The 14,792-nt window shown below is 48.6% G+C and carries 13 protein-coding genes and 1 pseudogene; 10 read left to right on the forward strand and 4 right to left on the reverse strand.

Annotation, left to right across the window (positions count from 1 at the left end):
- Nucleotides 1-99 precede the first annotated feature (99 nt).
- From ilvD to HW560_RS12650, 3 genes and pseudogenes are all read right to left on the reverse strand, one after another.
- Nucleotides 100-1,785, reverse strand: coding sequence for a dihydroxy-acid dehydratase (gene ilvD / locus HW560_RS12640; RefSeq protein ID WP_090903949.1), 1,686 nt, complete (start codon nt 1,783-1,785; stop codon nt 100-102).
- A 315-nt stretch (nt 1,786-2,100) separates the two neighbouring features.
- Nucleotides 2,101-2,349, reverse strand: a pseudogene (locus HW560_RS12645) (KGG domain-containing protein); the annotation flags it as partial.
- Between the two features lie 112 nt (nt 2,350-2,461).
- A complete protein-coding gene (locus HW560_RS12650; protein ID WP_179263280.1) occupies nt 2,462-3,514 on the reverse strand; it encodes an acyltransferase family protein in 1,053 nt (350 codons plus the stop codon).
- Between the two features lie 221 nt (nt 3,515-3,735).
- Here HW560_RS12650 and HW560_RS12655 point away from each other — a divergent pair, with 221 nt between their 5' ends.
- From HW560_RS12655 to mgrA, 6 genes are all read left to right on the forward strand, one after another.
- Nucleotides 3,736-4,701: a sugar kinase gene (locus tag HW560_RS12655; protein ID WP_090903947.1), complete on the forward strand. Its 966-nt coding sequence runs from the start codon at nt 3,736-3,738 to the stop codon at nt 4,699-4,701.
- An 85-nt stretch (nt 4,702-4,786) separates the two neighbouring features.
- On the forward strand, nt 4,787-5,452 hold the full coding sequence (locus HW560_RS12660; RefSeq protein ID WP_024633088.1) for a bifunctional 2-keto-4-hydroxyglutarate aldolase/2-keto-3-deoxy-6-phosphogluconate aldolase: 666 nt from the start codon (nt 4,787-4,789) through the stop codon (nt 5,450-5,452).
- A 90-nt stretch (nt 5,453-5,542) separates the two neighbouring features.
- On the forward strand, nt 5,543-6,307 hold the full coding sequence (locus HW560_RS12665; protein WP_090903946.1) for an alpha/beta fold hydrolase: 765 nt from the start codon (nt 5,543-5,545) through the stop codon (nt 6,305-6,307).
- 61 nt (nt 6,308-6,368) lie between these two features.
- Nucleotides 6,369-7,154, forward strand: a complete 786-nt coding sequence (locus tag HW560_RS12670) for an HAD family hydrolase (RefSeq protein WP_090903945.1) — start codon at nt 6,369-6,371, stop codon at nt 7,152-7,154.
- Nucleotides 7,155-7,175: 21 nt separating this feature from the next.
- A complete protein-coding gene (locus HW560_RS12675) occupies nt 7,176-7,916 on the forward strand; it encodes an NAD-dependent protein deacylase (RefSeq protein WP_090903944.1) in 741 nt (246 codons plus the stop codon).
- Nucleotides 7,917-8,004: 88 nt separating this feature from the next.
- Complete coding sequence (gene mgrA / locus HW560_RS12680; protein ID WP_179265793.1) at nt 8,005-9,012, forward strand: L-glyceraldehyde 3-phosphate reductase; 1,008 nt, start codon at nt 8,005-8,007, stop codon at nt 9,010-9,012.
- A 103-nt stretch (nt 9,013-9,115) separates the two neighbouring features.
- Here the strand turns inward: mgrA and HW560_RS12685 are convergent, their stop codons facing one another.
- Nucleotides 9,116-10,087: an AraC family transcriptional regulator gene (locus HW560_RS12685; RefSeq protein WP_179263282.1), complete on the reverse strand. Its 972-nt coding sequence runs from the start codon at nt 10,085-10,087 to the stop codon at nt 9,116-9,118.
- 156 nt (nt 10,088-10,243) lie between these two features.
- On the opposite strand from HW560_RS12685, the gene HW560_RS12690 reads away from it, so the two are divergent.
- The 4 genes from HW560_RS12690 to HW560_RS12705 all read left to right on the forward strand — a co-directional run bounded on the left by HW560_RS12690 (nt 10,244) and on the right by HW560_RS12705 (nt 14,749).
- Nucleotides 10,244-11,425 carry a galactokinase gene (locus HW560_RS12690; protein WP_179263284.1) on the forward strand — a complete coding sequence of 394 codons (1,182 nt, stop codon included), beginning with the start codon at nt 10,244-10,246 and terminating at the stop codon, nt 11,423-11,425.
- Nucleotide 11,426: 1 nt separating this feature from the next.
- Nucleotides 11,427-12,416 carry a UDP-glucose 4-epimerase GalE gene (gene galE, locus HW560_RS12695; RefSeq protein ID WP_090903940.1) on the forward strand — a complete coding sequence of 330 codons (990 nt, stop codon included), beginning with the start codon at nt 11,427-11,429 and terminating at the stop codon, nt 12,414-12,416.
- Between the two features lie 15 nt (nt 12,417-12,431).
- Nucleotides 12,432-14,030: a UDP-glucose--hexose-1-phosphate uridylyltransferase gene (locus HW560_RS12700; protein ID WP_179263286.1), complete on the forward strand. Its 1,599-nt coding sequence runs from the start codon at nt 12,432-12,434 to the stop codon at nt 14,028-14,030.
- Between the two features lie 131 nt (nt 14,031-14,161).
- Complete coding sequence (locus tag HW560_RS12705; RefSeq protein WP_090903938.1) at nt 14,162-14,749, forward strand: MSMEG_1061 family FMN-dependent PPOX-type flavoprotein; 588 nt, start codon at nt 14,162-14,164, stop codon at nt 14,747-14,749.
- Nucleotides 14,750-14,792 lie beyond the last annotated feature (43 nt).

The raw sequence follows: 14,792 nt of genomic DNA on the forward strand, positions 1-14,792 counted from the left end.
GAATAAAGAAAAGGGTTGCCCTCCGCCGCATTTGGCAGAAGAGCAACCCTTTATTTATGTTTCCGATAAAAGAAATTCATCGGATATCTTGTACATGAATTAGATACTCAGTACGCCACCGTTGCTTGCATTCGTTACAAGTTTGGAATAACGAGCGAGGTAACCGGTTTTTACTTTCGGTTCAAAGCCTTTCCAACCTGCGCGACGACGTTCGAATTCTTCGTCACTGATATGCAATTCGATGATGCGGTTGTTCAGATCAAGTTCAATGATGTCTCCTTCTTCAACAAAAGCGATTGGACCGCCTTCAGCGGCTTCCGGAGAGATATGTCCGATACTGATTCCGCGGGATGCGCCAGAGAAGCGTCCGTCGGTGATCAGACCTACTTTGGCACCAAGGCCCATACCTACGATCTGGGAAGTAGGAGCGAGCATTTCAGGCATACCTGGTCCGCCTTTTGGTCCTTCATAACGGATAACAACAACATGTCCTTCTTTTACTTTGCCGTTCGCAATACCTTCGAGCGCTTGTTCCTGGGAATCGAAGCAAATAGCAGGACCTTTGTGATATCCACCAACCGAAGCGTCAACAGCACCAACCTTGATGATGGCGCCTTGTGGTGCAAGGTTACCAAACAATACAGCCAAGCCGCCTTTTTCGGAATGCGGGTTATCCAGGTGGTGGATGACATTTGTATCTTGGATTTCCTGACCTTCAACGTTCTCACGGATCGTTTTACCTGTTACCGTGATACAGTCGCCATGAATTGCACCTGGTTTCTTGAGCAATTCGTTCAGAACAGCACTTACGCCACCTGCATTGTGCACGTCTTCGATGTGAAGATCGGAAGCAGGTGCCAATTTTGCCAAGTGAGGAACGCGGTTAGCAACTTCATTGATTCGCTCGATTGGATACTCGATGCCTGCTTCATGAGCCAGTGCCAGTGTATGAAGTACCGTATTCGTGGAACCACCCATAGCCATATCCAGTGCAAAAGCGTTGTCGATGGCTTCTACAGTAACGATATCGCGTGGTTTCAGATCCATTTTGATGAGTTCCATCAGTTGTTTAGCGGATTGTTTAACAAACTCACGACGCTCAGGAGCAACAGCCAGGATGGTTCCGTTACCTGGCATAGCCAGTCCCATCGCTTCAGCCAGACAGTTCATGGAGTTCGCAGTGAACATACCGGAGCATGATCCACATGTTGGACAGCCGAACTGTTCAAGTTCAAGCAAGCTCTTGTCATCGATTTTACCAGCTTGATAAGCACCTACGCCTTCAAATACGGAGGTCAGGGACAGAGCTTTACCATTGCTGTCACGACCTGCCTTCATTGGACCGCCGCTGACAAACACAGTAGGGATATTACAGCGGAGTGCACCCATCATCATGCCGGGTGTAATTTTATCGCAGTTCGGGATACATACCATGCCGTCGAACCAGTGTGCAGATACAACGGTTTCCACGGAATCCGCGATAATGTCACGGCTTGGCAGCGAGTAACGCATACCAATGTGTCCCATGGCAATTCCGTCGTCAACTCCGATGGTGTTGAATTCGAATGGAACGCCACCGGCTTCACGAATAGCTTCCTTAACAATTTTACCGAATTCCTGCAGGTGAACATGTCCGGGCACGATATCAATGTATGAGTTACATACGGCAATAAATGGTTTGCCAAAGTCCTCTTCTTTAACGCCCGCTGCGCGGAGCAAACTGCGGTGCGGTGCACGGTCAAAACCCTTTTTGATCATATCGGAACGCATCTTCTTGGCTGACATGGTGTATTTCCCCCCAAATTTATAATATTGAGCAACATGAATGGAAATATAAATGGCAGTGCATCTGTCGTTTAATTTCATCCGTACTCTAAAAAAATTGACCAGTGATACTGGTTTCGAGCTTCCCGTAGTTTGTGAAAGTCTTTGCTGCTTTAAACCCGTGAACAACCCGGTTTTTCTATAGAGTCTATCACAACCGTCATCATATTTCTACAATTCAATAGAAAGAAGCTTCAATCCATTAGTGGAATGAAGCTTTCTTAATTTGCTGCACAATATCAGTCTATCTTTCACCATTGCTATGGGGATAGGCTAACTGCTCCCGCCTTTGCGGCCAATCTCCCGATAGAATTCTTTATTATGAGTTTCGGAAGTTGCTTCTCCACCCTTGCGGCCAATTTCCTTATAGAACTGAGAATCGTGCGCATCTGAAGTCGCTTCTCCACCTTTTTTACCTATCATTTGGTAGAAGCTCCGATCATGCTTTTTGGATGTGGCCTTGCCACCTAATCTACCCGCTTCCTCGCGACTCATTTTGTGTTCAGACGTCTGTGGACGTGCCATTACAAATCACTCCTTATATCATAAGTAGATTGTTGTAGCGCGTAATGCTACTTACCACAACATTTCCAGCCTGAAACAAGGCAATTCTAATGGAAAGGAGCAGGATTTCAGTTCATCTGAACCAGGAGGCTGGACGTTTTAATCCCCCCTGACGATTGAAGTGAACGCGGGAAATGTCGGGCTCAATGAGCGGCCGAAAGGCATGACGGAGGGCTGGGTGGGCCAGCGTTATAGCGAACAGTAATGCAATGGAAACAATCACCGGAATGTACAAGCTGGTCTCTATATAATTGTAAACCCCGGACCAGACCGCCAGGCGAACGAGAAATCCATGTAAAAGGAATACATAAAGAGTACGTCTTCCCAGATCGGTCAATCTGGATGTTAATGAAGGGACCCAGGCGAGAAATAAAGCTCCCGATCCGATTTCAAGCGCATAGATGCCGAGTCTGTATATTCCTGCAAACCACTCATGGTGTCCAAGCTCTGCGTAAGTCATGCTCCCCAGTAACCAGCCTGGTGAAATGTTGAACGCTCCGAGTCCAATCCAACCAAGAAGAGCAGCAGACAACGTAGCAGCAATTCTACGGCCCCATCCGGATCGTAAACGGGAGCGGATAGATGCTCCGTAGTCATACCCGATAACAAAGAAAGGTAGAAATACAAATGTTCGACTGAAGCTCAGCCAGAAACCATCCATAGGTAAATATCCTGCACATACTCCCAGCATCACGGCAACGAGTAGTCTGTATAGCGGTTTCCAAGAGAGGGTAAGACGAAGCAGCAGCCGCCAGCAGAAATGACTTGCCAGAAACCAGAGCAATAAATAAGGTGCAAAGAAAGACAAACGCATATGCGGTGTGTGGAATACGGTGAAATCCATTATTGCATACAAAGACTGAAACAGAAGGTACTGTAGTGCAATCTGTATAAGCACATTACGGCCAGATGCACCTTTGAGTGTATGTCTGGCAAAGTAGCCGGTTACCCATACAAACAGCGGCATGTGAAACGTATATATCCACAGAAACAGAGCCTCTGCTCCTGCAAAACGTGTAATGATTGGTTCGAGAGCATTGCCCGCGAGTACACAGACAATGAGCATAAAGCGCAAGTTGTAAAAAAAGGAATCCTGATCTTCGTGAATGATGGCCGGTTTGGTCATGTTGTAGCCCCCCTGATAACCCTTGGCGATTGCAATCTGGTTCTGTAATAAGGGTAATATGGATGTGTATCATTCATTGTGATATATTTCACAATAGAAAGCGCTATCCTTTCTCAAAGCTGTGACAACAAAATGAACGCTCCGGGATTGACAACGGTTGCATAGAGGCTGACAATGGGGAAAGAAGATGAGAAATTGTAAATATAAGGAGGGGAGAATTCATGTCGACGAATACCCGCCGAAGCCCTGAAATTGTTACGTTTGGCGAAAGCATGGGTTTACTGACAGCAAAGGATACAAGAGGTCTCGAATATGCCGCGACATTAGACAAATCATTTGGTGGCGCAGAGAGTAATCTGGCGATTGGTGTATCCCGGCTTGGGCATACCAGCGGCTGGTTTGGCCGCCTGGGTAATGATCCGATCGGTAACATGATCTTGAAGGCTATTCGTGGTGAAGGTGTAGATGTATCCAGAGCAAGGATGAGCGACAAAGAACCTACCGGTTTGATGATTCGTGAGAACGCTTCCGGGAAAGCCTCGGTGCATTATTATAGGAAGCTGTCCGCTGCAAGTGCGATTACTCCTGAGGATCTGGATACAGATTATATCGCGGGTGCGCAGATCCTTCACGTTACAGGCATCACCGCAGCAATAAGCGCGTCGGGACTTGCTACTGTTGAAGCTGCTATACATATAGCCAAGCAGGCTGGTGTGAAAGTGAGTTTTGATCCGAATCTGCGTCTTAAGCTGTGGTCGGCTGAAGAAGCGCGTCCTGTTCTGCTTCGTCTGGCTGAGCAAGCCGATTATTTCTTGCCGGGTCTGGACGAGATGAAACTTCTGTATAACGAAGAAGATGATCAAAAAGTACTTGAGCGTTTGTCCGCCATGAATGCAGTCTGTATCGTGAAGGGCGGCCCTGATTTGACCTACGTATTGGTGAATGGTACCCTAACGGAAGTTCCGTACTTCAAGGCAGATCATGTCCTGGATACGGTTGGGGCAGGAGATGGATTCTGTGCGGGCTTTCTGTCCGGCCTTCTTAAAGGATATTCCCCGCAGGAGGCGACCCGCCTGGGGAATTTGACCGGTTCCATGGTTATACAGGCTGTTGGCGATTGGGAGGCGCTTCCGACGTGGGAGCAGGTCGAGGCCAAGCTGAACAATGTAGCTCATGTTGAGCGCTAGTCGCTGCTGATATCATAATGTCTCATCTTCGTTCATTAATGTAAGGCTTGTAATACACAACCACATTGACAAGGGAGAGAATGAAATGAAGAAGCTTCAGCTGCTGCAAAAAATAACGGACAGTGGGGTTGTAGCGGTTCTGCGTGCAGATTCTGCTGATCAGGTTATCGCCATGGCCGAGCAAGCCATCGCGGGTGGCATCAAGATTATCGAGATTACGATGACGGTGCCTAGTGCCCTCAAAGCTATCGAGAAATTAAGCCGTGTATACCATTGGAACACACAAGATCCAGAGAAATTTGCCATTATTGGAGCTGGAACAGTGCTCGAACCCCAGACAGCGCGTGCCGCAATTATGTCAGGGGCGGAGTTTGTTGTGGGTCCTTCCCTGAACCCGGACACTGTGAAAATTTGCAACCTATACCGGATTCCGATTCTCCCAGGTGTGATGACCATTGCGGATGTACAACGTGCACTGGAACTTGGCGTGGATATTGTGAAGTTGTTCCCGGGTAATCTCTACGATCCGTCCATAATCAAAACGATGAAGGGACCTATGCCACAAGCGAATTTCATGCCGACTGGTGGGGTTTCCTTGTCCAATCTGGGTGACTGGATCAAGGGAGGCGCCGTTGCTGTAGGTATCGGTTCTGACCTTACAACGGAAGCAGTGAAGACGGGGGACTTGAGTCATGTTCGCCGCAAAGCAGAACAATATATGGATGCTTACCGCAAGGCCAAGGCCGAATAGCAATGAATGATGGAGAAGGGGAGCCTCAGGAATGAAGGCTCCCGTTCTGCAAGCCGCGGAACCTGCGGAAGTGCAGAAAGGTGATGAACGTTGAGAAACCGATATAATACAGGGCGCAAGAAGAGGGGCATAGGGAAATTCCTGCTCGTTCTTCTGGCGCTCATTGTCATTGGGTGTGGGTTTGTGGCCTGGAAGCTGTTTACGCCTTATGGACCACAGGAGATGGCTCAGACAGCTATGGAAACTGCAAATCAGGTGACAGTAACTGAAAAAGACAGCTGGATTGATTTTGTGCCGGACAAATCTGCTGGGGTGAGTGTTATTTTTTATCCAGGCGGATTGGTTAAACCGGAAAGTTATGCACCTCTTGCCCATGAACTTGCGGCAGCAGGACATCATACCATTATTGCGAAAATGCCGGTAAATCTGGCGGTACTCAAGCAGAATCTCGCAGATGACATTATTAAAGCCTATCCGGATGAACCATTTGTTATGGGAGGGCATTCTCTTGGTGGATCGATGGCGGCACGTTATGCGGCTTCCCATCCAGATGCACTTCAGGGCATCTTTTTCCTCGCATCCTATCCGGATGAAAAAGGCAGTGTGAAGTCACTGGGAATACCCGCGTTATCCATCCTGGGGACTAATGATGAAGTTGTGAATGCCACGAAGTATCAGAATGGTCGGGCATATTTGCCAGAAGATACGGTGTATTACACCATCGAAGGTGGTAACCATTCGCAGTTCGGTGACTATGGCCACCAGAGCGGTGACGGCGAAGCTGGGGTCAGTGAAGAGGAGCAGCTGTCCCAAACGGTTAAAACGACTGTAGGTTGGCTGGATACCATTAAGTAAGCTGCAAGTTCATTGGTGAATGTCACCAATCCATAGCAGACGGGAAGTGGAGGTGATACGTATGTCCATGCTTCAAATCCGTGGTAAGCAAGTTACGTGCCGAGGCATTCTATTTGATAAGGATGGTACGCTGCTGGATTTCTTACAGCTATGGGGGCCGTGGGCGGAGTCTTTGCTGAATCAGCTGGAGTCACAACTGTCAGAGCTTGGGGCCTCGTTCACGGTGGAGCGTGAGCAAGTTCTCGGTACGGTCCGCAATCGCGAAGGTCATCTGATCGGATATGATCTTCAAGGGCCATTGGCTATTGCCACGGTGGACGAGAGCAATGGTTTGCTTGCTGGGCAGTTGTATGCAGCAGGCATGCCTTGGAATGAAGCAATCACTACGATCCGCCATTTTTCCAGTGTCGCCATGGGTGAGGTAAGGCAGAGAAAAATGGCAGAATCGCTGCCTGGACTAAATGCATTCTTGCAGAGCTGCAAGGAAGCATCGATTCCCATGGCAGTCGTCACTTCGGACAACACAGCTGCTGCCGAGGAGCATATGGAGTGGATGGGAATCCGGTCGTATTTTACATCGATTGTTGGCAGTGACCGGGTGACTCGGGGCAAACCGGATGGAGAGGCTGCGGTTCTGGCTTGCCGGGAATTACATATTCTTCCTGAGGAGGCTGTTGTGATCGGTGACAGCAATGGGGATATGCAGATGGGACGCAACGCAGGGGTGTCCTATAGGATTGGTTTCTGTCCAGAAGTCGAGGGAAGCCACTATTTATATGACGCCGATGCCATTATCCAAAATTATGATGAGTTAAAAATCATCTCTGAACGTTCCTCACAGGGGTGATCTCGTAAAGGAGGAGAGAGGATGAACGCAACAGAACAACTGGCTGCCTGGATTAAGGAAAGTTCAAATATTGTTTTTTTCGGAGGGGCCGGAACTTCAACGGAAAGCGGGATTCCCGACTTCCGCTCTGCCGCTGGCTTATACCAGACAGAGCAGCATTCACCTTATCCACCCGAAGAGCTGCTGAGCCGACATTTTTTTGACCAGCATGCTGATATTTTTTATGATTTTTATCGAGGCAAAATGCTTCATCCCGATGCGATGCCCAACGGCTGCCATCGACTGCTCGCCAGATTGGAGCAGGAAGGAAAACTTCAGGCGGTTATCACACAAAATATCGACGGGTTGCACCAGAAGGCTGGCAGCAGCAATGTCCTGGAGCTTCATGGTTCGATCCATCGAAACGCCTGTATGGATTGCAAGAGGTTTTACGGGTTGGATGACATTATTACGGCAAAAGATACGGTTCCTCGCTGCACTGCGTGTGGTGGCGTGATCAAGCCGGATGTCGTACTGTATGAAGAGGAGCTGGACCAGACGATTTTATATCGTTCGGTTGATGCACTGTCCTCGGCGGATTTGCTGCTGGTAGGTGGAACTTCATTAACGGTGTATCCTGCCGCTCAATTGATTACGTATTTTCAAGGGAAACACACGGTCTTGCTGAATGCTACACCTACGGCTTACGACAGGCAGGCTGATTTGCTGATTACAGACCCTATTGGTGAGGTAATGAATAAGATGGACCAGCTTCTTGGTTAAATGTAAGTCAACATTGTCCGAATAACCGCATTCTCCGGCATACGGACCGGGTACTAGAGGCGGAACCTGGGGAAAGAAGGGATTCATGATGGTCTACGTAGCCAGCGATGCACGCTACGAAACAATGAAATACAACCGCGTTGGACGTTCAGGATTGAAACTGCCAGCGATTTCACTTGGGTTATGGCATAATTTTGGTGGCATTAATAATGCGGAGAACGGCCGAAATATGATCACCCGTTCGTTTGATCTGGGCATTACGCATTTTGACCTTGCCAACAATTATGGTCCGCCAGCAGGTTCTGCTGAGCAGTTATTCGGTCAGGTGTTGGCGCAGGATCTGAAGCCATATCGAGATGAACTTGTCATCTCCACCAAAGCCGGGTACTATATGTGGCCTGGACCTTACGGTGAGTGGGGTTCTCGTAAAAACCTGGTTTCCAGTCTCAATCAGAGCTTGAAGCGCATGGGTCTCGATTACGTAGACATCTTTTATTCTCATCGTTATGATCCCGAAACACCTCTGGAAGAAACGATGATGGCGCTGGACCATATTGTTCGTTCCGGCAAAGCATTGTACGTCGGCATCTCCAACTATCCTGCTGAACAGACGAAGCAGGCGGCAGAGATTCTCAAAGGGCTGGGTACACCTCTGTTGATTCATCAACCCAAATATTCCATGCTGGATCGCTGGATTGAAGGTGGGTTGCAGGATGTACTTGATGAGTATGGAACAGGCAGCATTGCCTTTTGTCCATTGGCACAAGGCGTGCTCACCAACAAATATCTGAATGGTATTCCAGAAGATTCACGTGCCAAGGGCCCGTCTGTATTCTTGAATGAAAACAACATCTCACCAGAGACATTACGCAAAGTACGTGCTTTGAACCAGATTGCAGCATCGCGTGGTCAGAGTCTGGCCCAATTTGCGCTCGCTTGGGTATTGCGTGATGGCAAGGTAACTTCTGCACTGATTGGTGCAAGTCGCCCTTCGCAGATTGAAGAGAATGTGGCTGCTCTCAGCCAGTTGGAATTCTCCTCAGAGGAATTGGAGCGCATTGAATCGATTCTCCGTCCGGAACCGGATCATAAATAAAGTTCAAAAGGTGCATCTTAGCCATAATGGCTGGATGCACCTTTTTTGTCTCTTATTATTTAAGCTGATCTACGGGATAGAAGATCCTGCTTTTGATTACAGGTTATCGCTGGTTCGGTGGTACTTGGCGTGTCGTTTGATGCATGGCCCTGTTAAGAATGTTCTCCCGGTACAGACTAGGAGCTTCCCCATGGAATCGCTTGAACTGTTTGGAGAAATACAGCGCATCTGGCAACCCCACGGAGGCCGATACCTGTTCAATGGACAGATTCGGACGTTCACGCAGCAGCTGGCGCGATTTGTCGATCCTTAGTTTCAGCAGGTAGGTAACTGGGGATAGCCCGGTTTCCTGTTTGAAAATGCGGGACAGGTACGCGCGGTTATAGCCAAGACTGGCCGACATTTGCTCAATTGAGACAGGGTAGGCATATTGGGTAGACATGTATTGAATCATCTGTTTCACAGTTCGTCGTATTGAAGATTCACCTGGTATTAAGGTTTGCCCCTGAGAAAGGTGATTTTGTGCCTCGGCTAGAATCATATATAACGTACCCAATGATGTAAAATGAGAGCTTTCTTTCCGCTCGGCAAAAGCCGTCTGCATCACGGATAACCAGTCGGAAATACCGCACGAAGGACCGGCATGAAAGACGGATTTCTCCGGACGGAAGCCTGCTTCCTCTATATGCTTCGCAGCCTGGCTGCCAGTAAAGGCCATCCAGCGGTATTGCCAGGGGTTCCGGGTATGGGATTGGTAGCTTACAAGCTGCCCTGGTTGAATAAGGAAACAATCTCCTGCGGATAGTTCGTAGGTATGTAGTTCAGTACGGAATGTACCGGCTCCTTTTTCTACATAGTGCAATAGATAATAATCGTATAGCTTCGGTCCAAGGGCGTGACCGGGAAGGGTCTGGCTTGCGCCTGCAAAGAGGACATGCAATGCCCCTTTTTCATAATAAACAGGATTGGAGGCAACCGAGTAGCTGAGTGCTCCACTTTTTCCAGAGGTTTCCGGAATATGTTTTATCGGATCTACCGAAGCCCCCATTGGACCTTCCTTACGTTGTTCAGTCATGATGACATTCCTTTCCTTCCTGGATGTTCCATTCATTATACGTCGAAAGGTCACATTTATCCATATGGAACACACATGGTTTCATTTCAAGGGGAACCGCCTTCTTGTATAATAACATTAAGAAAACCAACAACATTGAGATGGGGTGCAGCAGCAATGAACATAAATGAATTGAAACAAAAGTTTATTGACAAGTACGGAGAGAGTGGAGCGGACATCCGTGTGTTCCATGCCCCTGGGCGGGTGAATCTGATCGGTGAGCACATTGACTATAACGGTGGATACGTGCTTCCGGCAGCGCTTGAATTCGGTACCACTTTGATTATCCGTGAGCGTGAGGACAACAAGTTGCAGTTGGCTTCCACGAATATGTCCTATGAAGGAACGCTGGATACATCCACGATTGGCAAGGAAAAAACAGGGGAATGGACGGATTACCCGGTTGGCGTCATGGTTGAACTGCAAGGCAAAGGCGTAAAAGTAACCAAAGGTTGTGACTTCCTCTATCATGGAGAAATTCCGAACGGCGCAGGACTTTCCTCTTCCGCATCGCTGGAGGTTCTTACCGGGTTTGCCATCCAGTCGCTTGAAGGTGTGAAGGATATTGACACGGTTCAACTGGCGCTGCTGTCCCAAAAGGCAGAGAACGAATTCGTCGGCGTCAACTGCGGCATCATGGATCAGTTCGCTGTAGCCAATGGAGCAGAGGATCACGCGATCCTGCTGATGTGTGACACTCTTGAATATGAAAAAGTGCCATTCCGTACCGGCGCCTACAAGCTGGTTATTGGTAACACGAACAAACGTCGGGGGTTGGTGGACTCGGCTTACAACGAACGTCGCTCCCAATGTGAGCAGGCACTTGCCATTTTGAAAGAACAACTGCCTGCACTGAACTATCTGGCGCAACTTACACCTGAACAATTCGTTACACTGCAGGATCACATCAAGGATGAGAAGGTAAGACAGCGTGCCCAGCACGTCGTGGAAGAGAATGCACGTGTACTTGCATCAGTGGATGCACTGCGTGATAACGATCTGGAAACTTTCGGCAAGCTGATGAATGCTTCTCATGAATCCCTTCGTTATCTATATGAAGTGAGCTGCGAAGAACTGGACGTGATGGTTGAAGAGGCTCAACGTATTCCAGGCACTCTGGGTGCTCGGATGACTGGTGCGGGATTTGGTGGATGTACGGTATCTCTTGTGCATGAAGACGATGTAGAGCGTTTTGTAAGTGAAGTTGGAGCGGCATATGAAGCACGTACCAGTCTCAAAGGCGAGTTCTATGTATGCGGAGTAGGCGACGGCGTTAAAGAATTGAAGGAGGCGAAGTAAGATGGCGATTTTGGTGACAGGTGGAGCAGGATATATTGGTTCTCATACGGTGGCGGCTTTGTTGGAGCGAGGCGAAGAGGTCGTTGTACTGGATAACTTGCAGACAGGGCATCGTGAAGCTCTGCTGGGCGGAAAATTGTATGAAGGTGATCTGCGTGACAAGGAACTTCTGGCGAAGCTGTTCGCTGAGAACTCCATTGATGCAGTCATCCACTTTGCAGCTAACTCACTGGTTGGCGAGAGCATGAAAGATCCTGTTAAATACTATGACAACAACGTATTTGGCACACTCTGTCTGTTGGAAGCGATGAATGCAGCGAATGTACGTCGCATCGTCTTCTCCTCCACAGCTGCGACTTACGGCGAGCCGGAGAAAGTGCCGATTGAAGAGAGCGACCGCACAGAGCCTACGAATGTATATGGTGAAACCAAGCTGATGATGGAACGCATGATGTCCTGGTTCGATAAAGTACAGGAAATCAAATACGTCTCCCTTCGTTACTTTAACGCAGCCGGAGCCCATGAGAGCGGCAAAATCGGTGAAGATCACCAGCCTGAGAGCCATCTCATTCCACTCGTACTGCAAACCGCACTGAAACAACGTCCGCACATCGCCGTGTTCGGTGACGACTACGCAACAGAAGATGGAACCTGTGTACGTGATTACATCCACGTAAGTGATCTGGCGGATGCGCATCTGCGGGCCGTAGATTATCTTCGTAAAGGGGAGAACAGCAACGTGTTCAACCTGGGCAACGGTCAAGGCTTCTCTGTTAAACAGGTTATTGAGACGGCTAAGAAAGTAACCGGACTGGACATTCCAGTTGTACAGGAACCACGTCGTGCGGGTGATCCGGCTGTACTGGTGGCTTCATCTGCCAAAGCAAGATCCGTACTGGGCTGGAATCCGAAATGGACGAATCTCGAAGATGTTATTCAAAGCGCATGGAGCTGGCATCAGTCTCACCCTGACGGCTACGGAAAAAACTAGGAGGCGAACATCGATATGTCACAGACTCATATTGCAGCAGGCGCCACAGAGCGGACACCGGAGCAGCAGGAAGCACTGCATGCCATTGAACGTCTGGTAGCATTTGCCTTGCAGAACAAATTGATTGAAGAAGCGGATCGGGATTACAGCCGTAATCTTCTGCTGGAACAGTTCGGGTTCTCCGAGCCGTATGCTGGAGTATTGAACGAGACGGTGTTGGATGGACCCCAACCATTGCTGGACACGCTGATTGATTATGGATTCGAAATTGGACTTATACCTGAAAATACCGACACGTACCGTGATTTGCTCGATGCGAAAATTATGGGTCAATTGATGGCCCGTCCATCCGAGGTGGTGCGCGCATTCCGTTATACCGAGCAGACCGAAGGCATCGAAGCGGCTACCTCGCAATTCTATGAGCTTTCGATTCATTCCAACTACATTCGGATGGACCGCATTTCCAAGAATGTGTATTGGACACAGCATACAGCTTATGGAGATATGGAGATTACGATCAACCTCTCCAAGCCGGAGAAAAGTCCGAAGGAAATCGCGATGGCCAAGCTGCTTCCGCCTCCGGTATATCCGAAATGCCAACTCTGTCGTGAAAATGTGGGCTATGCCGGTCGGGTCAACCACCCGGCACGTCAAAACCTGCGTGTCATTCCATTGGAATTGAACGGCGAACCTTGGTTTTTCCAATACTCGCCATATGTGTACTACAACGAGCACTGCATTATTTTCCATCACGATCATGTGCCGATGAAATTGACCAAAGATACGCTGCGCAGGCTGCTGGCTTTTGTGGGAGAGTATCCGCATTACTTTATCGGTTCCAATGCCGATCTGCCCATCGTTGGCGGTTCCATCCTGACTCATGACCATTTCCAGGGTGGACGTCATACCTTTGCCATTCAAAATGCGAAGCCAGAGGCTGTATTCCGCCACGCTGGTTCACCGGGCCTTACGCTCAGTCTTGTGAAATGGCCAATGTCCGTACTGCGGCTGGCCTCACAGGATCCGACTGAGTTGCTCGAAGCGGGGAATGCCGTTTATGAAGCGTGGAAGGTGTACAGTGATTCTACGGTGGAGATCGAAGCATTCAGTGAGGTTGATGGAGAGCGGATTCCGCACAATACGGTTACGCCAATCGTTCGTCGCAGTGCGGACGGTGGATATGAGATGGACCTCGTTCTGCGGAACAATCGCACGAATGATGAACATCCCGAAGGGATTTTCCACCCGCATCGCGAAATGCATCATCTGAAAAAAGAGAACATTGGACTCATCGAAGTGATGGGGCTTGCAATTCTGCCAGGTCGTTTGAAAGAAGAGCTGGACAGCATCGCGGATATTCTTGCTGGGGATACCCAACTTGCTGAGGCGGCCAAAGCCTCCGAACATGTGTTGAATAAACATCTGGGCTGGGCAGAAGAATTGATCGAACGTTTCGGTCCCAACCTGAACAAGGAGCAAGCTGTTGCGCTTGTGCAACAGGAAGTCGGCTTGAAATTCGCCGAGATTCTGGAGCATGCGGGTGTTTACAAATATGATGAGGCAGGACGTAAAGCATTCCGTCGTTTTGTAAGCAGCATGGGATACACCGAATAAACATGATAACGAGGAACACCAGCCCATACAAGGGCTGGTGTTTTTGGTACTTCTTTTCTATGCACACATGTATAATCTTAGAAGAAAAGTCATGGACACTCCTTATCATTTGAAGAAAAGGGGATACGAAAATGGAAAAAAAGGTTTTGAATTTACCATTAGTTACCGATGCAGAGGAATTGCAGACCATGGTAGGAGAACCAAGCGAACAAGTACTCAACAAGGTGATTTCCTTTGTGGACACACATGTACAGCACTTTCTGTCCATGTCGCCATTATTCTTCCTGTCCACTTCAGACAGTTTAAGTAAAAGGGATGTATCCCCTCGCGGCGATGAGGCAGGCTTTGTGAAAGTGTTGGATCAATATCGGCTTGTCTATCCCGAACGTCCGGGTAATCGCCGTATCGATTCGTTGCTGAACATCCTGTCCAACCCTGGAGTTGGCATGATTTTTCTAATTCCGGGTATGAATGAAGTGCTGCGCATCAATGGGAGGGCCTCAATTACGAAGGATGAGGAATTTATCGCGAGCATGGGGTGGAGCGGCAAAACCATCGGGGCTGCTGTCATTGTGGATGTGGAAGAATGTTTCATTCATTGTCCAAGAGCGTTTAAACAGGCGGGAATATGGTCTTCTGAGACATGGGTGGATAAGGAAAGTCTGCCTTCAACCAGTGAAATGTTCCGTGCACACTTGCAAATTAATGGATTGCTATAAAGTGAGTGGCTATCGATTTGTTTTTGTATAATCGGGGTACTAT

This window comes from Paenibacillus sp. E222, from assembly GCF_013401555.1.
GTDB lineage: Bacteria > Bacillota > Bacilli > Paenibacillales > Paenibacillaceae > Paenibacillus.